The organism is Kribbella endophytica (genome assembly GCF_054781295.1).
On record NZ_BAAGUR010000001.1, the window covers coordinates 2,420,360 to 2,439,710 of the forward strand.

A 19,351-nucleotide genomic window follows, 5' to 3' on the forward strand; every position below is an offset into this window, starting at 1 on the left:
CAGCCTTCGGCCCTCGATCAGGCTTGGTTGGGATCGGCCTGGCGCCGCCGGCCGCGGGTCGCGATCAGGCGCTCCTGCAGGTCCCGCAGGGGTTCGCCGTCCGGACCGGTGAGCTTGGCCTGCCAGGTGTCGTCGGGCTGCAGCCACCACGACCCGGTCCGCTCGTCGAAGCCGAGGTCGAACAGCTCGCGCAGCTCGGTGATCTGGTCCTGCTGCTTGAGCTGGACCAGCACCTCGACGCGGCGGTCCAGGTTGCGGTGCATCAGGTCGGCCGATCCGATCCACACCTCGGACTCGCCGCCGTTGTCGAACCAGAAGACCCGGCTGTGCTCCAGGAACCGGCCGAGGATGCTGCGGACCCGGATGTTGTCCGACAGCCCCGGTACGCCGGGCCGGATGGTGCAGATGCCGCGGATCCACAGGTCGACCGGTACGCCGGCCTGCGACGCGCGGTACAGGGCGTCGCAAAGGGCCTCGTCGACCAGGCTGTTCACCTTGATCCGGACCCGGGCCGGGCGGCCGGCCAGGTGGTGCTGGACCTCCCGCTCGATCCGGTCCAGCAGCCCCCGGCGTACGGACTGCGGAGCGACCAGCAGGCGGCGCGAGCCGGTACTGCGGGCGAAGCCGGACAGGTGGTTGAACAGGTGCGCGATGTCCTCGGTGACGACCTTGTCGCTGGTCAGCAGGCCGAGGTCCTCGTACATCCGGGCCGTCTTCGGGTGATAGTTGCCGGTGCCGATGTGGGCGTAGCGGCGCAGACCGTCCGGCTCGTCGCGGACCACCATCGACAGCTTGCAGTGGGTCTTCAGCCCGATCACGCCGTACACGACGTGGCAGCCGGCGTGCTCGAGCTGACGGGCCCACTTGATGTTGGCCTGCTCGTCGAACCGCGCCTGGATCTCGACCAGGACCAGCACCTGCTTGCCGGCCTCGGCGGCGTCGATCAGCGCGTCGACGATCGGGGAGTCACCGCTGGTCCGGTACAGGGTCTGCTTGATCGCGAGCACGTGCGGATCGGCTGCGGCCTGCTCGATGAAGCGCTGCACGCTGGTCGAGAAGCTGTCGTACGGGTGATGAACCAGTACGTCGCGCTGCTTGAGCGCGTGGAACATGTCGGCCGGGTTCGAGGTCTCGACCTCGGCCAGGTGCGGGTGCGTCGACGGGACGAAGCCGGGGTACTTCAGCTCGGCGCGGTCCAGCGACGCGATGTCGAACAGGCCGCGCAGGTCCAGCGGACCCGGCACCTCGAACACCTCGGCCTCGGTGACGCCCAGCTCGGAGACGAGCAGCGCCCGGACCTTCGGGTCGATCGACTCCTCGACCTCGAGCCGGACCGGCGGACCGAACCGGCGCCGCAGCAGCTCTTTCTCGAGCGCGGCGAGCAGGTTCTCCGCGTCGTCCTCCTCGACCTCGAGGTCCTCGTTGCGGGTGACCCGGAACGTGTGGACCTGGGTCACCTCCATGCCCGGGAACAGCTGGCCGAGGTGCGTCGCGATCACGTCCTCGAGCGGGACGAAGCGGCCCTCGGCGACCTTCACGAACCGGGGCAGCAGCGGCGGCACCTTCACCCGGGCGAAGTGCTCGCCGCCGGAGTCGGGGTTGCGGACGACGACGGCCAGGTTGAGCGACAGGCCGGAGATGTACGGGAACGGGTGCGACGGGTCGACCGCGAGCGGGGTCAGGACCGGGAAGACCCGGTCCTTGAAGAACTGGGTCATCGCCTCGCGCTCGGCGTGCTCCAGCTCGTCCCAGCGGAGGATGTCAATGCCCTCTTTGACCAGCGCGGGCAGGACGACCTTGCGCCAGGTCTCGGCCTGGCGGTCCATCAACTCGCGGCTGCGGGTGAGGCTCCGGTCGAGCACCTCGCGCGGCATCAGACCGCTGGCAGCCCGTACGGCGACGCCGGCCGCGATGCGGCGCTTCAGGCCGGCCACGCGGACCATGTAGAACTCGTCCAGGTTGCTGGCGAAGATCGCCAGGAACTTGGCCCGCTCCAGCAACGGCACGCGGTCGCTCTCGGCCAGCTCGAGCACCCGCTGGTTGAACGCCAGCCAGCTCAGCTCGCGGTCCGAGAACCGGTCCTCGGGTAGGTCGCCGGCCTCCGTGATGTCGTACGGGGGCTCAACGTCGTACTCCCGGTTGTGCGACGCCAACAAGTCTCCAGCCACGTTGACCAGCATCCCATCCTTTGGTGAACGGTAGGTGGCGTCACGCATGTCCGGGCTGTGTCTGCGCGATCTCGCCGGTTGTTGCTAGCGTCACTCTTTGTGAACCCACGAGTGGACGCGCTGCTCCGAACCGTCCAGAAGGCTGTCCAGGGCCATGCCCTGACGCCGGTCTACGCCCTGCCCCCAGCGGTCCGGCACCGCCTGGCGGGAGCGCCGATCGTGATCGACGGCAACGTTCTCGACCCCGATCTGCAGCTCCTGCTCCGGCTCGAGGCCCTACTCCCGGGCAGCGGCACGCCGAAGTCGGTCGCAGCGGCGCGCGCCGGCCTGCTGCGCGGGACCGCGCTGGTCGCGGGCCCGCTCCGCGAGGTCCAGCGCGTGACCGAACTCACCGTCCGCGGCGCGGACGGCCAACTCGGCGCCCGCCTCTACGTCCCCCGTACGGCGGGCCGCGGGCTGCTCGTCTTCTTCCACGGCGGCGGCTGGGTCGTCGGCGACCTCGAGACCCACGACGCGTACTGCCGCGATGTCGCTGCTGAGACCGGTGTCCGAGTCCTGTCGGTCGACTACCGCCTCGCCCCCGAAGCTCCCGCGCCGGTCGCCGCCGAGGACGCCATCGCCGCCTTCAGCTGGGCCGTCGAACACGCCGAGGACCTGGGCGCCGACCCCTCGTTGGTCGCCGTAGGCGGCGACTCAGCCGGCGGCAACATCGCCGCGGTCGTCGCCCAGCAGTGCGTCGTCCGCGACCTGCCGGCCCCCGCGTTGCAGCTGCTCCTCTACCCCGCCGTCGACCTCGTCGGCCGCCGCCCGTCCCGAGACCTCTTCTCCGAGGGCTTCTTCCTCACCGAAGAAGAGATCCTCTGGTACCGCGAGCACTACACCCCCGATCCTTCGCTCCGCCCCGACCCCCGCGTCTCGCCCCTCTTCGGTCCCCTCGAAGGCCTGGCGCCGGCGTACGTCGTCACCGCCGGATTCGACCCCCTCCGAGACGAAGGCAACGAATACGCTCTCGCCCTGATCGCGGCCGGGGTCCCCACCACCCACCACCAGGAGCCGACCCTCATCCACGGCTTCGCCAACATGCTCACCCTGGGCGGCGCCACCCGAGCAGCCCAACTCCGAATTCACACCCACCTGAAGTCAGTCCTGAACCCCTGACCTCAGGAGTCTCTCAGCTGCACCTCGTACATCACCCAATCCCCACCCTTGGGCGCCAGGGCGATCTCCTCGACGTACTCCGTGGCTTTACTGACCACAGGGCTGGCACCAGGCGATCTCCGCGTCGTGTAGGTGCCAACGGTGACCACGGCGGATCCTCCAACCCGACCGTCTTCGCCATGGGTCAACTCCGACACTTCCTCGACCTTCTCCGCGTAGTCCCCGTCGATCCCGCCATTGACCACGTTCACGGCCGCGACGAAGTCCGCGTAATCCCGGCACCCTTCGCAGCCACCATCACTCGCAGCAAGCAGCCCAGCCGTCTCACCGGTCTTGGCAGCGTGGTTCATGAGGTCGACGTAGTGCCGGTAGAAGGCTTCCCCCGCCTCAAGCTCAAGCCCTCGGGCAGCAGGCGGACGCTCTGGAGCCTTGCTTGTGATTGACGGCGCCGACGTCGACGACGGCGTCGTCTGTTGGCCACCCGCTGCACAGCCGACGACCGAGAGCGCGCCGAGGCTCATGCACACAGTCCTCAAACCCCAACTCGGCCTTGGTCCGACGCCGGTCCGGGACACCGTCATCAATTCGGCGGATCCACCAGGACCGGTACGGCTTCCTGGATCTGGAGGGGTGTTGCGGGGCCGGTGATCGGGACGGTGCCGGTGATGTACTGCCAGCCGGTGCCGTCGACGTTGAAGCGGGCTGCGTAGTTGGTCGTCAGCGTGATGCTCACCGACGCGCGCTTCAGGTACTTGTGCGTGATCTCCTTCGCCGGATACGGCTTCCCTGGCGACTCGGTCGTCACCGTCGTCCCGTCGCCGAAACGCCAGGTATAACTCATCGGCGTCGCCTCGACCACCACGGGGAACCCGAGCAGCATCACGGTCGTATTCGACACTTTGGCCTGGTCGGTGTAGACGATCGTGTCCAGATTCACCAGGGTCTTCCCCGCGGGCTGCACCTTCACCCGCAACCCCGGGAATGCCACGTTCTTGGTCTCGCTCAGCACCTGCTCCCAGGTGACGTCCTCGGGCCGAGGCAAGTCCCGCTGAACTCCAACCGAAGGCGTCGGCTGATCCGGCTCCAACCGCTCAGCCTCTTCACAACGCGCCGGCCCCATCCGCCCGCCGCCATCAGCAGCCGGCAATCCGCAGATGCCGGTATTCAACCGGAACGGCGTGATGCGTTTGTTCGCCGCCGGCGTACGGATCTTCGACTCTGACTCGGATTCCTTGGAATCGCTATTTTTCGAGTCGGGTCTGGGTTCCTGGCGGTTCTGCTCCTTCTTGCTGAGGGTGACCGTCCCACCGGACTTGATGAGCTTCATCTTGCCTTTGGGTTTCGGTGGCGGCGTTCTCGTCAGTGCGCGCTCGTCCTGCCCAATCGTCATTGCCTGGTTCGGAGCCGCGGACGTGACCGTCGCGGTGCAGACTGTCCCCGAGAGAACGGTCGCAAAGGCCGCTACCGCTCCGATGGCTTTGACAGTCATCCGTCAGCCTCTATTTCGTACATCACCCAAGCGTTGCCGGCCGCGCTGAGGGTGAACTGCCATGTCTCCGTGTGGGCGTTCTTCTGGACCGGAGATGCTGACGGCGAGCTTCGCTCGACGTAGTTCCCGGACTGAACAGCCAAGGACCCGCCGATCCTGCCGGACGCGCCTTTGAAGATCTCCTTGACCTCGACCAACCGGTCGGCGTAGTCGCCGGCGAGACCACCATTCCGTCCGTTGACCTTGGTGAGATAGTCAGCCGTCCCTTTGCATCCCACGCAACCCTTGTCGCTGGCAGCCAGCAGTGGCGTGGTGTCGCCGGTCGCGTAGGCGAAGTTGAGCAGCGCGAGGTAGTGACCTAGAAATGCCTCGGCAGCAGAAAGCGAGAGGCCTTCGGCCGGCGCGGGGCGCTCCGGGGCCGTGCTCGCCTGTTCCGACGGGGTCGTTGTCGGCGAAGAGGACGACGGTGTGGTGGATGAACCAGTTGCCGGCGGGGGCGCCGTGTCCGGGCGGCCGGCTTCTGGGCTGCTGTTGGAGCAGGCCGCTAGGGCTGTGGTGAGCAGGCTGGCGGTGATGGTGGCCGTCAGCTTGTTGCGGAATGTCACGTTCGTCAGCCCTCCGTAGTCGACTGGTCGATCGTAACTGTCCGTGGGGGACCGGTGCGGGGGAGAAGCTGCAGGCTGTGGACAACGGGTTGGGGGCCAGGAGCCGCCCGGCTGGGGGGTGAGAGGCTCGGACGGCTCCTGGTTGGTGGTGGGACGACCACCAACCCGGTTTATGACGCGATGTGAGCGAGTGATTTCGGTGTGACACCGTTCACAGGGCGTACTGGACGTCCAGAGCGGCGGTGGTGAAGCCGAGGGACTCGTACAAACGGCGGGCAGGGGTGTTGGTGCCGTCGACGTACAGGGTGATGGCGTCGAGGCCCCGGGTCTCCTGGAGGTGGTGGAGGCCCTGGAGGGTGAGGGCCTTGCCGAGGCCGGAGCCCTGGTGGGTCGGGGAGACGCCTACGACGTACACCTCGCCCTCGTTGTGCTCGATCTTGGTCCAGTGGAAGCCTGCGACTTCCCCGGACGAGCGGTCGACGGCGAGGAAGAAGCCTTCAGGGTCGAACCATTCCTGGTTGAAGCGGTCGGTCAGGTCGGCGGCCGTCCACGCGCCCTGTTCGGGGTGGCTGGCGAAGGCGGCGGCGTTGACCTTCAGCCAGGCGGCGTCGTCCTGGCCGGGGACGAAGGCGCGGACCTCGATGTTGTCGGGCCAGGTGATCTCGGGGAGCGGTGCGCTCGTACGGCGTAAGAAGTACAGCTCGCGCGTCACCTTCAGGTCGAACGCAGCGGCCAGTTCGTCGGCGCCCGGCAGGCGGCCGTGGGCCCAGACGCGGAGCTTGTCGCGGCCGTGGTCGATCAGGGTGCGCAGCAGCGCCGTACCGGTTCCTTGGCGGCGAGCCGCTGGGGCGACGACGAGCTCGGCGGATCCGTCGGGGCCGAGGGTGGCGTAGCCGACCAGGTCGCCGGGAGTGGTGGCCAGGCCGGCGACGTCCAGGGTTCCGGGCTCACCGGCGTACGCGAGGACGTGCAGGTCGCCGTGATGCTCGCCGTCGAGGTGGAGCAGGGTCTGCTCGGACAGCGGGTTGACGTCGTCGCTCTGCGCGGCCAGGCGAGCGAGTTCGGTGACGGCGGCCGCGGTGGCCGAGGGCAACGGTGAGGGAACTGCTTCGAGAGTCACGTGAATACCGTAAAAGGTCCTGGCCAGTTCATCGCCAAGTCCTTGGACGGTCCACTACGTGTCAGGTAATTTCGCGGCACCGCATCCACTGCGGACCGAAACTACAACGGAGTAGACATGGCCTTCACAGGACGAGACAAGACGTGGTTCAGGGGTCCGCGGGCGGTTGCCCTGCTGGCTGCCGGAGCCGCGGTGGCACTCGGCTTGGCCACGGGGGGAACCGTGACCCAGGCTGCGCCGGCCAAACCGAAGCCGACGCACACCCAGATCAACCTGCTCGCGCTGAACGACTTCCACGGCAACCTGGCGCCCAACCCGGCGACCAGCTCCAGCGGCAACGTGAACGGGACCCCGGCCGGCGGCGCGGAGTACCTGGCCACCCACCTGGAGAACCTGCGCGCCGCCGCGAAGGCGCAGGGCCAGGAGAGCGTCACGGTCGCCGCGGGTGACCTGATCGGCGCGTCCCCGCTGCTCTCGGCCGCGTTCCACGACGAGCCGACCATCGAGGCGATGAACGAGATGGGGCTGGACGCCGCGTCGGTCGGCAACCACGAGTTCGACGAGGGCTGGCACGAGCTGCTCCGGATGCAGACCGGCGGCTGCCTGAACGACGGCGACGGGCAGAACAACCAGAACTCCTGCCCGGACAAGAAGGCCAAGTTCAAGGGCGCCGACTTCGACTACCTGTCGGCCAACGTGTTCTTCGACAACACCCAGCAGACCCTGCTCGACGCGTACACGGTGAAGAAGTTCAAGAGCGGCCAGAAGATCGCCTTCATCGGCATGACACTCGAGGCGACGCCGAACATCGTCACCAAGTCCGGTGTCGAGGGGCTGAAGTTCACCGATGAGGTCGAGACCGCGAACGCGCTGGTCCCGAAGCTGCGCAAGCAGGGCATCGAGTCGATCGTCGTGCTGCTGCACGAGGGTGGGCTGCCGAGCGACCCGAAGGCCTTCAACAGCTGCCCGGGGATCTCCGGCCCGGTCACCGACATCGCCAAGAACCTCGACCCGGCGATCGACGCGGTCATCTCCGGCCACACCCACCAGGCCTACAACTGCTCGATCAACGACCCGGCCGGCAAGCCGCGGCTCGTCACGAGCGCGTCGTCGTTCGGCAAGGTCGTCACCCAGGTGCGGCTGAGCATCAACAACACGACGCACGACGTCGACCGGCTGAACACGCTGGCCAACAACCTGATCGTCACCCAGGACGTGCCGAAGAACCGTGAGCTGACCAAGCTGATCACCAAGTACCAGGGCCTGGTCGCGCCGATCGAGTCCAAGGTGATCGGCCACATCACGACGCCGTCGGTGGTCCGTACGCCGGACGACTCGCAGGAGTCCCCGCTGGGCAACCTGATCGCGGACGCACAGCTGGCCGACCCGTCGACGGTGACCGGTGGCAAGACCCCCGTGGTCGCGTTCATGAACCCGGGCGGGATCCGGGCCGACCTGGCCTCGACCGGCGGCGCGGTGACGTTCGGGCAGGCGTTCACGGTGCAGCCGTTCAACAACTACCTGGTCTCGATGGACATGACCGGGACGCAGATCAAGGCGCTGCTGGAGCAGCAGTTCTCGGGGCCGAACCAGGCCGCGAACAAGGTGCTGCAGATCTCCGGGATCACCTACACCTACAACCCGGCCGGTACGCCGGGCGCGAAGGTGGACGCGGCGTCGGTGAAGATCGCCGGGCAGCCGATCGTGGACGGTACGTCGTACCGGATCGTGACGAACAACTTCCTGTCCGACGGCGGCGACGGGTTCCCGGCGTTCACCACGGCGACGAACAAGTTCTTCGGCGGGCTCGACATCGACGCGTTCGCGGCGTACCTGGCCGCGCACGACCCGTACACCCCTGGCCCGACGGACCGGATCAGCATCTCCTGATCAAGTTCTTCGGTACGCCGATCGCCCGGGTCGCCTTCTGCTGAAGGTGATCCGGGCGGTTGCGTTCAGAGGACGAACTTGAGGACGACGAAGGCGAGGGCCACGCCGGTGGAGATGGCGGCGCGGCCGGAGCCGATGCCGCGACGGATCCCGGTGCCGAAGACGGCGAGCGTGAGCGGGATCAGCATCACCAGCAAGGTGATGCCGGCCGCGTGGACGCCGACGTGCGCGCGGCTGCTGAGCAGCAGGCCGAGAGCCAGGGCGAAGGTCAGGCCGAGCCAGGTGGTCGTCTGGATCGGTCCGTCGGACGGATCGCTGCGATGCGTTGCGTGAGCAGCACCACCACCGCGGCGGTGCGAAGTCGGAGCGTGCGCCATCGGTCACCTTTCGTGAACAGACCGAATACGCAAGGTAGCACCCCGGCTACACGCCGGTCCAAGCCCGAAGTTGTGCAGCCTGTCGGCGGTCAGATCCGTTGCAGGGTGGGAAAGCAGCCGGAGGTGGGACGCGTGTGACTGGTGTGACTGATGAGGTGCGCCGTACGCCGTGGCTCAGTTAATCAAGTACGCCGTACGGCGTAGCTCAGGCCTTGGAGTCGGCTGTTTCGCGTTCCTTGGTGGTGGGCGGGACGACGAAACGGTAGCCGACGTTGCGGACGGTGCCGATGAGGGACTCGTGCTCGGGGCCGAGCTTGGCGCGCAGGCGGCGGACGTGGACGTCGACCGTGCGGGTGCCGCCGAAGTAGTCGTAGCCCCAGACCTCCTGGAGCAGCTGCTCGCGGGTGAACACGCGGCCGGGGTGCTGGGCGAGGAACTTGAAGAGCTCGAACTCCTTGTACGTGAGGTCGAGCGCGCGGCCGTTCAGCTTCGCCGTGTACGACGCCTCGTCGATGACGACGTCACCGCTGCGGATCAGTGTGGTCTCGGGGTCCTCGTTGCGGGCGGCGGCCAGGCGGCCGATCACCAGGCGCAGGCGCGCCTCGATCTCGGCGGGGCCGGCCGTGTCGAGCAGGACGTCGTCGGCGCCCCAGTCGGCGTTCACCGCGGTCAGTCCGCCTTCGGTGACGACCAGGAACAGCGGTACGTCGATGCCGGTGGTGCGGATCAGCCGTGCCACCCCGCGGACCGTGACCAGGTCACGGCGGGCGTCGAGCAGGACCGCGTCGGCGTCGGGCGCGTCCACCAGGGCCGCGACCTCGGACGGAAGGATCCGGATCTGGTGCGGGAGCAGGGCGAGGGAGGGCAGCACCTCGGTGGAGGCCTGCAGCGCGTTCGTCAGCAGCAACAACGTGCTCACGCTGTCTCCTTGTGCGGGTCGGCGGATCGCGGGTGAGCGATCCGGTCCTGAAGCACGTCAGGCCCCAACGGCGTCATTGCCGGGGGCCCGAGACACACTGGTGTGGAACAGCAAGCTGACATAATACTCCAGGAACCCTTCGATGAGTGAGGCGTCTTCCCACATGCCGGAAGTGACGATCAGATACTTCGCCGCCGCACGCGCCGCGGCCGGGGAGTCGACCGCGACCGCACGCGCCGGTTCGGTCAAGGAACTCGTGGGCACGGTCTCCGCCGACCGCCCGGAGCTGGCGCGGGTGCTCGGCATCTGCACGTTCCTCGTCGACGGCGAGCGCGTGGAGCTCACGGCCACGCTCGAGGACGGTGCGCTCGTCGACGCCCTGCCCCCGTTTGCGGGCGGCTGAGTCAGCCTTTGCCGCCGTACGCCGGAGGCTGTTGTGTGTCTGGTACGCCGCTGTGGTGGAGGTTGCCGGCGATGCGGCCGGGTAGGTCGGCGTCGGCTGAGGCCGCTGCGGCCGGAAGAGAAGAGCGTGAGGGGGTTCGCGTGCCTGTCGGTGCTGGACCGGCGGCTGAGTCAGCAGTTGCCGCCGCACGCCGGGGGCTGAGTCAGCGGCTGCCGCCCTTCGCCGGCGGCTGATTCTCTCTGGTACGTCGCTGTGGTGAAGGTTGCCTGCGATGCGGCCGGGGAGGTCGGCGTCGGCTGAGCCCGCAGCGGCCGGATGAGAAGCGTGTGGGGTGCCCGCGTGGGGGACGTGGTGGTGCTTGAGGCCTGGCGGGCTACGGGGCGCGGCGGGCGAGGTGGAGGGTTAGGTCGGCGTTCATCGTTACTTCCAGGGGGAGGATCTGGAGGGCTTCGGTGAGGGCCTGGACTCGGGTTTGCTCGGGGAGTTGCAGGTACGCCGAGATGGTGGACAGGTGGGCTACGTACTCGTGGCCGGGCATGGTGAGGCGGCGTTCGATGGTGGACTGGTGGACGTCGGTGAAGAGCGGGGAGCGTTCGAGTTCGGTGCCGGGCCATTGCATGGGGCTGTCCTCGGGGGTGCCGTCCGGCGAGGGGATATCGTCGGTCTCGAGGTAGGGGCGGGTGACGGCGCGGAGCGCCTGCTCGACGGCCGGGTCGGCCAGGTTGAGGGAGCCGCCGAAGGAGGCGAAGACGCCCGTCGGGTTGAGGAGCGCTGAGACGCGTTCCCATCGGCCCGCCGGCTCGGTCCAGTGGAGCGCTGCGGCTGCGAAGACGAGGTCGTACGTCGTACCGGTGGGCAGGTCCTCGAAGGCGCTCTGGAAGGCCGTCGCGCCGGGGACCTGGCGGCGTAGCTCGGCGAGCATGGCGGGGTCGGGCTCGGTCGCGGTGACTGCGATGCCTCGGGTGGTGAAGGCTCGGGTTGCTTTCCCGGTACCGGCGCCGATCTCCAGAGCTGTGTGGACTGGTGTTGCCGCGTACTCCAGGACCGCGTCGACCAGTTCCGGTGGGTAGCCCGGGCGGTAGCGCTCGTAGGTGGCTGCGACGGATCCGAAGCTGAGGGCTCGTTCGTTCACCGGTCGATGGTGCCAACCCGAAGGCCCGGCGGCTACCTGATTACGCGCGAGGACGGCCTCCTGGGCCGGTAGATTGCGCGGTTGTGGCACAGGACACGGGGACCCTGCTCACTACGGTGGGCCGGGCGGCGGGGTTGTTCGGGCGGGCGTGGCCTCGGCTGCTGGCCGTCTTCGTGGTTGCCGAGTTGCTGCATCGCGGAGCGCTGTGGGTCGCCGTGCAGGCAGGAGCGCGGGCGCAGGCGGCCGGGATCGCCGTACTGGCGTTGCTGGTGGTGATCTCGCTGGCGATGTACGTCGCGATGTTCCTGGTGCTGCGTGGTGAGCTGCCGTTCCACCGGCGGGCGGTGTCCGAGGGCGTGCTCGCGCCGGACGGCGTCGAGCCGGGCAAGGAAGCGGGGGCGGTCGACGCGCTGGCGTCGGCGTTGCTGCCGTTCCTCGCCTTCTACGCGGCGTACAAGTTCCTGCAGAGCGAGGCGCTGAACTACGAGTACCAGCTGGCCGTGCACAACCTGATGGACGATCTGGCCACCGGACTCAGCGGCGGCACGATCCAGCAGACGCCGACCGGACTGCAAGCCTTGTCGACCTGGCTGTTCATCGGCCTCGGCATCGCGGCGTACCTGCTGCGTCTGGGGTTCAAGAAGAAGCGCGACGGCGGCCCGGTCCGCAAGCTGTTCGTCACCTATCTCGAGGCGCTCTGGATCTTCGTCGTCGCCTACCAGGCCTCGGCCTACCTGCCCTCGCCGAAGGGGTGGCTGAAGGACCGGCAGCTGTGGGAGTGGGGCCACGACGCCTACCTCTGGGTGCTCGACCACGTGCTCGGCGTCGAGCGGATCCGGGAGATCTGGGACGCCGTCACCGGATTCGTTGCCGCAGGCATCGGTGATCTGTGGAGCGCGGCCGTGCTGCCGCTGATGTGGATCACGATGACCGCGGTGATCTACGGCCGGGCGGTGCCGAAGGCCGAACGGGTCGAGCAGCTGCGCTGGCGGTTCGACCGGATCAGCAACCGCTGGCAGCGCACGCCGCGGCTGGTCCAGGTGGCCGGCAACTCGATGGTGTCCGACTGGCGGGACCGTTGGCGGCCGGTCCGGGACGCGTTCCGCCTGGTCGCGCGCTCGGGGATCCGGCCGATGCTCGGCTACTTCCTGGCCTGGGCCGTCGTCACGTACGCCGCCGGCGCGGTCTGGATCCTGCTGCGCGACTACGTGATCGGGCCGCAGTCGCTGCAGTTCTGGAAGGTGATCGACGAGCCGATCGGGCTGGCGGTCGAGGCGCTGAAGATCATGCTGCAGATCGCGTTGCTGGCGGCGGCGTACGACCGGATGGTCGGCGGCCTGGCCGGTTACCTCAAGCCGCGGATCCGGCCGGTGCACCCGACCGGCGACAGTGGCGAGGACCACGGCGTCACCGACCTGACCGCCGCTACCTCGGGAATGCCAGGTACTGCGGAAGCCGGGTCTCCCACGTGATCGTCGGCCGGACCTCGGCGGCGACAGCAGTCGGTACGACGAACACCGCCACCGTCTCGTACGGCTTACCCGCGACAGGCTTCAGGAAGTACGGCGCGAGCTGCGGATCCCGCCAGCTCTGCGGCTTCTCGTCGTAACCACCCGTACAACCGGTCGGGCGGTCCTGGAACTCGTCGTCCAGGATCGACTCGTCCCAGGTCCGGCCGTCGTTCGCGCGTAGGTGCATGAGGCAACCGCCGAGCTTCTCCAGCTTGGCGACGTCGTCGACCTGCAGCTGGAAGTAGACGCGGATCCGCGTGGTGCCGTCGGGCAGTGGTGTGCCGGTCCGGTTCGCTCGCGGCGACGGGTCCGTCTCGACGCTCGCCGCGAACCAGGTGGCGTCCTGGTACGACGTACCGCCGGCCGCGACCTCGACCGCGTCGCGCGGTTCGCTGTCGTACCAGGAGTCGTAGTCGCTGCGCACCGACCACCAGCCGAGCAGCGGGATCGTGAGAACGAGCGACGCCAGGGCGATCGTGTTGCGCTTGATCCAGCCCGGACGGGCGCGGCGCGCGGTCATCGTTCCACCGCCGGGTTCAGGATCGCGACGTCCTCGCGCAGGCCGTCGAGCTGGTCCTTCGAGATCTCCAGCGCGATCGTTGCCTGCGGCTCCAGATCGGTGAAAATCTGCTTCTCCAGCACCAGCAAGGTTGCACCAGGCAACTGATCGGCCGGCATCTCGACGACCAGCGGGCCGCGGACCGGGATACCCGGCGCGAACTGGAAGCCGGTCAGGTCGCTGCGGTCCAGCTCGCTGCGGTTCGCCGCGGCGTACGTCGTACCGTCACTGGCCCGGATCCCGATCTTCTGCAGGTGGATCGGCTCGCGGTTCGCGGTGACCACGGCGTCGATCACGACGAAGTCGGTCAGCGTGTCGCGGTCCGGCGTCGTCCGCGGGATCCGGAGCTTCTTGCTGATCCGGACCTTCTCGACGGTGAAGTCGAAGCGTGGCGTGTGAACGGCCTGACCGGTGACGCCCTTGACCGCGATCGGCTGCTGGAAGTCCTTCGGGGTCGGCGTGAGCCGGTACAGACCGACGATCGCGACCAGGACGACGGCGACCAGGACTCCGTCGACGAGCTTGCGGCGGGTCATTTGGTGTTGTCCTTCACCGGTGAGGTCACCTCGGCGGCGATGGTGTCCTTGGTCCAGCTGTCGTGGTGGTCCAGGACCGACTCGCGGAACTCGTAGTGCTGGACGCTCAGCTTGACCTCGCGCGGGAGATCGGTGGCCTTGGGCAACTTCCAGACATAGGCGACGTCCTCGGCGTAGTGCGGGGTGAGCACCGGGTCCGAGGTCTGGTCGCGCAGGTTGGTGGTGCCGATCGGGCCGTCGGTCGGCTTGACGCCGTTGACGTCGAGCAGCCGGATCAGGTCGCGCGGCGGTTCGACGCCGGTCTTGTCGGTCAGTTCGAGCTTGAGTACGACGCCGATCAGGACACCGCCCTCGTCGGGGGTGAAGAGCGGTTTGAGGTCCTTGACGACGACCACCCGCTGCACGGTCACGCTGAACTGGCCGGCGTCGACGGCCGTCCCCGCGCCGACCGTGGGGGTCTCGTCGGCGGCCTTCGCGAGGCCTCCGAACGCGGCCGAGACCGCGAGCAGTACGACGACCAGGCCGATCACCCAGGTCCTGACCGACCGCCCCCGGACCTTGAGGTCCTTCAGCTCGGGCAGTTCCTCCCGTTCCCCGCTCCCCGTTTCCTGCACGGCCGAAGCGTATCCACGGCGAGGGGCGCCACGGGCTCAGTCGAAGGGCCGGCCGCGCAGCTTCTTCGTCTGGCCGCGGCGCTTCTTCTCGTCCAGGCGCCGCCGTACGGAGCCCTTCGACGGCCGAGTCGCCCGCCGCTGCCGAGGTGGCGCTGCGATCGCATCCCGCAGCAGGCTGGCCAGCCGGGCCCGAGCCGCCTCGCGGTTGCGCCACTGGGACCGGTGCTCCGACGCGGCGATCGTCAGTACGCCGTCCACCAGCCGCGTCGCCAGCCGCTCGAGCGCCCGATTCTTCAGGGGCTCGCCCAGCGCGGACGTCGCCGCCAGGTCGAAGATCAGCTCCACCCGGCTGTCCGCCGTGTTCACCGACTGCCCGCCAGGCCCGCTCGAGCGCGAGAACCGCCAGCCCAGCTCGGCCTCGGGGATCACCACCCCGGCGCGCACCGTCAGCCCTCCGTCCACACCCCCATTCAACCCGAAATCCCCAGGCCAGGCCTGCGCATTACCGCCAGACTGCTCCCCATGGACTGCGTCTTCTGCGACCTGATCGCCGCCGATTCCGCCCAGTGGGTCGCGAAGGAGCAGGCCGCCGTGGCCTTCTCACCCCTGCCCGGCTCGGAGATCGCGCCCGGCCACACGCTCGTCGTACCGCGCCGGCACTGCGATCTCGGCATCCTCGACGTCGGCCCGGACGACCTGGCCGCGACCACCGAGCTCGTACGCCGGGTCGCCCGCGCGATGGTCGACGCGCTCGGCGCGACGGGCGTCTGCGTGCTCAATGCCTCCGGCCCCGACTCCGGCCGGAGCCTCGACCACCTGCACTGGCACGTCGTACCGAGGTACCCCGGCGACGGCGACGACTCCTTGCCCTGGCCAACGGGCCGGTCGGCGCACCAGCTGGACGGCGATCCCCGAGCGCTGCTGGCGGCGGGGCTCATGTCCAAGGGGTGAACTGCCGCGTGGATCTGAAAGTGCAGCGACGTACTCTCGATTGCTGTGAGTACAGGGATTGTCGTGCTGGTCGCCGCGGTCGTTGCCGGGGTGCTGCTGAGCGTGCTCAAGACCTGGTACGACGGAAGGTTCCGCGCGACGCGCGCGGTGGAGAGGCGAGCGGTGGAGAACGGCGATCAGCTGACGGCTGACGACATCGGCATCGAGCTGGGGGAGCGGGCGACGTTGCTCCAGTTCTCCTCGGCGTTCTGCGCGCCCTGCCGGGCGACCCGGCGGGTGCTGGCCGAGGTCGAGGGCATGGTCGACGGCGTCCGCCACGTCGAGATCGACGCCGAGTCCAACCTCGAACTCGTCCGCCGGCTCAACATCCTGCGGACGCCGACGGTCCTGGTCCTCGACGCCACCGGCGACACCGTGACCCGCGCCAGCGGCGCACCGCGCAAGGCCGACGTGATCGCGGCCCTCGGTACGGCCGTCGCCCGCGCCAGCTGACCGGCGTAGTACACGCTGAACCGATTCACCCATCCCACATCGCGATCAGTTGTCTCAGGAAGTGGGACCACGGCTGGCGGGTCTCCGGGGTTTCCGTACTCTCGACACGTGGCTTACACGACATGGCTGACCAAGCGCAGGGCAGTGGACAACTGCCGCATGCGCTCGTCCCTGTGTCGATGCCCCTGACCAGGCGGCGTCCCGAGCGCTCCGGAACCGGCAGCTGAGCACGGTTCGGATGTACGTCGCCTCCCGCGGTACGCCGGGCGGGCAAGTCTCGATCCAGCTCCTTGTCGAGGAGTTCGTATGTCCCAGCAAGCGGCAGTCACCCCCCAGGTCGACCCGCGCGGACTCCGGTTCGCGGCGGCACTGACGACGGTCGTCCTGGCGCTCACGCTGATCCTGAACAACCCCTGGCCGCTGGCCGTCCAGGCCGTCGTGTTCGCGATCTCGGTCGCGTTCGGCGTCCAGGCGTCGCCGTACGGGCAGTTGTTCAAGCGACTCGTCCGGCCGCGGCTGGGCGCGCCGAAGGAGCTGGAGGACGCGGCCCCGCCGCGGTTCGCCCAGCTGGTCGGGCTGGTCTTCGCCGTGCTCGGCCTGATCGGTTACATCAGCGGCGCCGAGGTGCTCGGCGTCGTGGCCACCGGATTCGCCCTGGTCGCCGCGTTCGTGAACGCGGCGGTCGGGCTGTGCCTCGGTTGCGAGGCCTATCTGCTGATCCAACGCATTCGTACGCCAAACCCCGCAACTACCACCTGAGGAGCAGCACCATGAGCAGGGAATCCGCTCTCGTCTCGGCCGACTGGGTCGAGGAGCACAAGTCCGACGAGAACGTCGTGCTGATCGAGGTCGACGAGGACGTCTCGGCGTACGACGCCGGCCACATCGCCGGTGCGATCAAGCTGGACTGGAAGGACGACCTCCAGGACCAGGTCCGCCGCGACTTCGTCAACCAGGAGCAGTTCTCCGCGCTGCTGTCCGAGCGTGGCGTGAAGAACGACGACACCGTCGTCCTGTACGGCGGCAACAACAACTGGTTCGCGGCCTACGCGTACTGGTACTTCAAGCTCTACGGCCACGGTGACGTCCGCCTGCTCGACGGCGGCCGCAAGCGCTGGGAGCTGGACAGCCGCGAGCTGACCGACGAGGTGGTCAAGCGCGACGCCACCGAGTACGCCGCGAAGGAGCCGAACCTCGAGATCCGGGCCTTCCGCGACGAGGTCGAGAAGGCGATCGGCGTCAAGAACCTGGTCGACGTGCGCAGCCCCGACGAGTACGCCGGCCGGCTGCTCGCCCCGGCCCACCTCCCGCAGGAGCAGGCTCAGCGCGCCGGGCACATCCCGACCGCGGCCAGCATCCCGTGGAGCAAGGCGGCCAACGACGACGGCACCTTCCGGTCCGACGACGAGCTGCAGAAGCTGTACACCGAGGCCGGTGTCGACTTCGGCAAGGACACGATCGCGTACTGCCGGATCGGCGAGCGCTCGGCGCACAGCTGGTTCGTGCTGCACGAGATCCTCGGCCAGGAGAACGTCAAGAACTACGACGGTTCGTGGACCGAGTGGGGTTCGCTGGTCGGCGTACCGGTGGCGCTCGGCGACGAGCCCGGGGAGGCCTGACATGTGCGGAGCCAAGAAGGGCGGCCTTGACCTCAAGGGCGTCGACATCGACAAGGAAGCCGTGATCCAGGGCCAGGTCCTGCGCGGCGAGGACCCGGTCGGCGGCGCGTACGTGCGGCTGCTGGACTCCTCCGGCGAGTTCACCGCCGAGGTGCCGACGTCGGCGACCGGGCACTTCCGGTTCTTCGCAGCGCCGGGCAGCTGGACGCTGCGCACGCTGGCGCCGAAGGCCGATCCGGTCGACCGCCAGGTTGTCGCGCAGTACGGCGAGGTGGCCGAGGTGGCCGTCACGGTCTGACGCTCTGTACATTGATCGACCCTGAGGGGCCCGGGCCTTGCGCGCTCGGGCCCCTCGGCTTGTGTCCGTCGTACTGGTTGCCGGGCGCCAGTACTCGTACACCAGAAGTGCCGAAACACCAATATTTGCAGGGTTCTCGGCGCGTCAGGCAATTAAGTAACGGTTTGGTTACGGACTTCCTTCACCTCGTTACCTACTGCGACCGACTGAGTTGTGTCTGTGTCCTGGCCCGGAGTTTGGGTCACGTCATCACTCAGGGAGAAGAAGTCTTAATGAAGCCCCGCATCAACAAGAAGCTCGCTGCCGTGGGCGTTGCCGCGGTTGTCGGCGTAGCTTCGACGATCGCGCTCACCTCGGGCTCGGCGAACGCGTCACCGGTCTACGGCTACAACGGTTACTCGATCGGCACCGACGTGCAGGGCGGCATCGTTGCCAGCGGCCCGCAGGTCAAGGCCGAGATCAGCTGCACCACCGACGCGAACCGCAAGTCGCGCAACGACCTGGCGACCGCGAACGTCAACAACCAGGCGATCGCCAAGACCGTCACCACCGACACCTTCGCCTTCGCGGAGAAGCGCGGCAACGGCGTGACCTCGACCGCCACCGCGGCCGACATCCGCGTCGGTGGCCTGCTGCACCTGGTCGGCGCCAAGACCACGACCACCGCGTGGATCAAGAACGGCGTCACCTACTACACCGGCAGCACCACCTTCGCCGGCGTGAAGATCGGCGCCGTGACCGTTCCGTCGCTGCTCAAGGCCAAGCCGAACACCAAGGTCGCCGTTCCGGGCCTGGGCTACATCGTGCTGAACCGCGTCGGCGGCGTGAAGACCGACGCCGGCATCTACTCGTACGCGCAGGCTGTCGTCCTGCACGCCACGGTCAAGAACAAGTACATCCCGGAAGGTGTCGACGTCGCGGTCCTCAAGACCCGCGCCGAGGTCACCAAGCCGGCCACCGCGCTGGTCATCGGTGACGCGTACGCCACCAAGGCCAACGTCGACAAGCTGGTCAAGTCGGGCCCGACCTCCTACCAGGCCACCTGCCAGGGCACTGGCGGGCGCACCGACCGCGTCGCGGTCGGCGAGGTGAACATCCCGAAGGTCGCCTACGTCGGCGCCGCGTTCACCACCAAGCGGGGCGACATCGGCCCGAACAAGTCCTACGTCGACTTCAGCTCGCACATCGCGGGTGTCAAGGTCGCGAACCTGTCCATCGGCGCCATCGAGTCCTCGGCGTCCGCGTGGAAGACCAAGGACGGCAAGGTCGGTCTGAACTCGCACTCGACCATCGCCTCGATCAAGGTCGGCAACAAGGTCTACCCGGTCAAGACCGGTGAGAACGCCGAGCTGGAGATCCCCGGCATCGCCAAGCTGACCTTCAACCAGGTCCTGCGTCAGAGCCGCTACATCTCCGTCAACGCCCTGGTGATCGATGTCTACAGCCTGAACACCAAGGTTGTCGTGGGCCACTCGGCCGCCGGTGTGATCGGCTGATCCAGCCACACACC

Annotated in this window: 22 protein-coding genes; 10 read left to right on the forward strand and 12 right to left on the reverse strand. The window is 68.3% G+C overall.

Features of this window, described 5'->3' with window-relative positions; translation table 11 throughout:
* Positions 1-17: 17 nt before the first annotated feature.
* Positions 18-2,180 (reverse strand): RNA degradosome polyphosphate kinase, encoded by a 2,163-nt coding sequence (locus ACYVIO_RS11560; RefSeq protein ID WP_460650683.1) that lies wholly within the window; start codon positions 2,178-2,180, stop codon positions 18-20.
* Positions 2,181-2,267: 87 nt separating this feature from the next.
* Here ACYVIO_RS11560 and ACYVIO_RS11565 point away from each other — a divergent pair, with 87 nt between their 5' ends.
* Entirely contained in the window at positions 2,268-3,326 is a 1,059-nt protein-coding gene (locus ACYVIO_RS11565) for an alpha/beta hydrolase (RefSeq protein WP_460650684.1), read from the forward strand.
* 2 nt (positions 3,327-3,328) lie between these two features.
* Here ACYVIO_RS11565 and ACYVIO_RS11570 read toward each other — a convergent pair whose 3' ends face one another.
* The 4 genes from ACYVIO_RS11570 to mshD form a co-directional block, all read right to left on the reverse strand.
* Positions 3,329-3,847, reverse strand: coding sequence for a hypothetical protein (locus ACYVIO_RS11570; protein ID WP_460650685.1), 519 nt, complete (start codon positions 3,845-3,847; stop codon positions 3,329-3,331).
* A gap of 59 nt (positions 3,848-3,906) precedes the next feature.
* Positions 3,907-4,653: a PKD domain-containing protein gene (locus tag ACYVIO_RS11575; protein WP_460650686.1), complete on the reverse strand. Its 747-nt coding sequence runs from the start codon at positions 4,651-4,653 to the stop codon at positions 3,907-3,909.
* A gap of 158 nt (positions 4,654-4,811) precedes the next feature.
* On the reverse strand, positions 4,812-5,420 hold the full coding sequence (locus ACYVIO_RS11580; protein WP_460650687.1) for a DUF6318 family protein: 609 nt from the start codon (positions 5,418-5,420) through the stop codon (positions 4,812-4,814).
* A 211-nt stretch (positions 5,421-5,631) separates the two neighbouring features.
* Complete coding sequence (gene mshD / locus ACYVIO_RS11585; protein ID WP_460650688.1) at positions 5,632-6,540, reverse strand: mycothiol synthase; 909 nt, start codon at positions 6,538-6,540, stop codon at positions 5,632-5,634.
* A 222-nt stretch (positions 6,541-6,762) separates the two neighbouring features.
* Here mshD and ACYVIO_RS11590 point away from each other — a divergent pair, with 222 nt between their 5' ends.
* Entirely contained in the window at positions 6,763-8,430 is a 1,668-nt protein-coding gene (locus ACYVIO_RS11590) for a bifunctional metallophosphatase/5'-nucleotidase (protein WP_460650689.1), read from the forward strand.
* 65 nt (positions 8,431-8,495) lie between these two features.
* Here ACYVIO_RS11590 and ACYVIO_RS11595 read toward each other — a convergent pair whose 3' ends face one another.
* Positions 8,496-8,807, reverse strand: coding sequence for a hypothetical protein (locus ACYVIO_RS11595; protein WP_460650690.1), 312 nt, complete (start codon positions 8,805-8,807; stop codon positions 8,496-8,498).
* 205 nt (positions 8,808-9,012) lie between these two features.
* Positions 9,013-9,726, reverse strand: a complete 714-nt coding sequence (locus ACYVIO_RS11600; RefSeq protein ID WP_460650691.1) for a winged helix-turn-helix domain-containing protein — start codon at positions 9,724-9,726, stop codon at positions 9,013-9,015.
* Between the two features lie 142 nt (positions 9,727-9,868).
* On the opposite strand from ACYVIO_RS11600, the gene ACYVIO_RS11605 reads away from it, so the two are divergent.
* Positions 9,869-10,129: a MoaD/ThiS family protein gene (locus ACYVIO_RS11605; RefSeq protein WP_460650692.1), complete on the forward strand. Its 261-nt coding sequence runs from the start codon at positions 9,869-9,871 to the stop codon at positions 10,127-10,129.
* A gap of 373 nt (positions 10,130-10,502) precedes the next feature.
* Here the strand turns inward: ACYVIO_RS11605 and ACYVIO_RS11610 are convergent, their stop codons facing one another.
* A complete protein-coding gene (locus tag ACYVIO_RS11610; protein WP_460650693.1) occupies positions 10,503-11,261 on the reverse strand; it encodes a class I SAM-dependent methyltransferase in 759 nt (252 codons plus the stop codon).
* Positions 11,262-11,344: 83 nt separating this feature from the next.
* Here ACYVIO_RS11610 and ACYVIO_RS11615 point away from each other — a divergent pair, with 83 nt between their 5' ends.
* A complete protein-coding gene (locus ACYVIO_RS11615) occupies positions 11,345-12,733 on the forward strand; it encodes a hypothetical protein (protein WP_460650694.1) in 1,389 nt (462 codons plus the stop codon).
* On the opposite strand, the gene ACYVIO_RS11620 is transcribed toward ACYVIO_RS11615, so the two are convergent.
* The 4 genes from ACYVIO_RS11620 to arfB are packed head-to-tail and all read right to left on the reverse strand — an operon-like array spanning position 12,687 to position 14,943.
* Complete coding sequence (locus ACYVIO_RS11620; protein ID WP_460650695.1) at positions 12,687-13,292, reverse strand: hypothetical protein; 606 nt, start codon at positions 13,290-13,292, stop codon at positions 12,687-12,689. The two genes, ACYVIO_RS11615 and ACYVIO_RS11620, sit on opposite strands and share 47 nt — an antisense overlap.
* Positions 13,289-13,867, reverse strand: coding sequence for a hypothetical protein (locus ACYVIO_RS11625; protein WP_460650696.1), 579 nt, complete (start codon positions 13,865-13,867; stop codon positions 13,289-13,291). Before ACYVIO_RS11625 ends, ACYVIO_RS11620 begins: the two co-directional genes overlap by 4 nt.
* A complete protein-coding gene (locus tag ACYVIO_RS11630) occupies positions 13,864-14,481 on the reverse strand; it encodes a hypothetical protein (RefSeq protein WP_460650697.1) in 618 nt (205 codons plus the stop codon). Before ACYVIO_RS11630 ends, ACYVIO_RS11625 begins: the two co-directional genes overlap by 4 nt.
* A gap of 36 nt (positions 14,482-14,517) precedes the next feature.
* On the reverse strand, positions 14,518-14,943 hold the full coding sequence (gene arfB / locus ACYVIO_RS11635; RefSeq protein ID WP_460650698.1) for an alternative ribosome rescue aminoacyl-tRNA hydrolase ArfB: 426 nt from the start codon (positions 14,941-14,943) through the stop codon (positions 14,518-14,520).
* Positions 14,944-15,003: 60 nt separating this feature from the next.
* Here arfB and ACYVIO_RS11640 point away from each other — a divergent pair, with 60 nt between their 5' ends.
* The 6 genes from ACYVIO_RS11640 (at position 15,004) to ACYVIO_RS11665 (ending at position 19,337) form a co-directional block, all read left to right on the forward strand.
* Positions 15,004-15,432 carry an HIT family protein gene (locus tag ACYVIO_RS11640; RefSeq protein WP_460650699.1) on the forward strand — a complete coding sequence of 143 codons (429 nt, stop codon included), beginning with the start codon at positions 15,004-15,006 and terminating at the stop codon, positions 15,430-15,432.
* Positions 15,433-15,477: 45 nt separating this feature from the next.
* On the forward strand, positions 15,478-15,924 hold the full coding sequence (locus ACYVIO_RS11645) for a thioredoxin family protein (protein ID WP_460650700.1): 447 nt from the start codon (positions 15,478-15,480) through the stop codon (positions 15,922-15,924).
* Between the two features lie 306 nt (positions 15,925-16,230).
* Complete coding sequence (locus ACYVIO_RS11650; protein WP_460650701.1) at positions 16,231-16,683, forward strand: DUF4395 domain-containing protein; 453 nt, start codon at positions 16,231-16,233, stop codon at positions 16,681-16,683.
* Between the two features lie 11 nt (positions 16,684-16,694).
* The gene (locus tag ACYVIO_RS11655; RefSeq protein ID WP_460650702.1) at positions 16,695-17,543 is read left to right on the forward strand and encodes a sulfurtransferase; all 849 of its coding nucleotides are present in this window, start codon (positions 16,695-16,697) and stop codon (positions 17,541-17,543) included.
* A 1-nt stretch (position 17,544) separates the two neighbouring features.
* On the forward strand, positions 17,545-17,841 hold the full coding sequence (locus tag ACYVIO_RS11660; RefSeq protein ID WP_460650703.1) for a DUF1416 domain-containing protein: 297 nt from the start codon (positions 17,545-17,547) through the stop codon (positions 17,839-17,841).
* Positions 17,842-18,113: 272 nt separating this feature from the next.
* Positions 18,114-19,337 (forward strand): choice-of-anchor P family protein, encoded by a 1,224-nt coding sequence (locus ACYVIO_RS11665; protein WP_460650704.1) that lies wholly within the window; start codon positions 18,114-18,116, stop codon positions 19,335-19,337.
* Positions 19,338-19,351 lie beyond the last annotated feature (14 nt).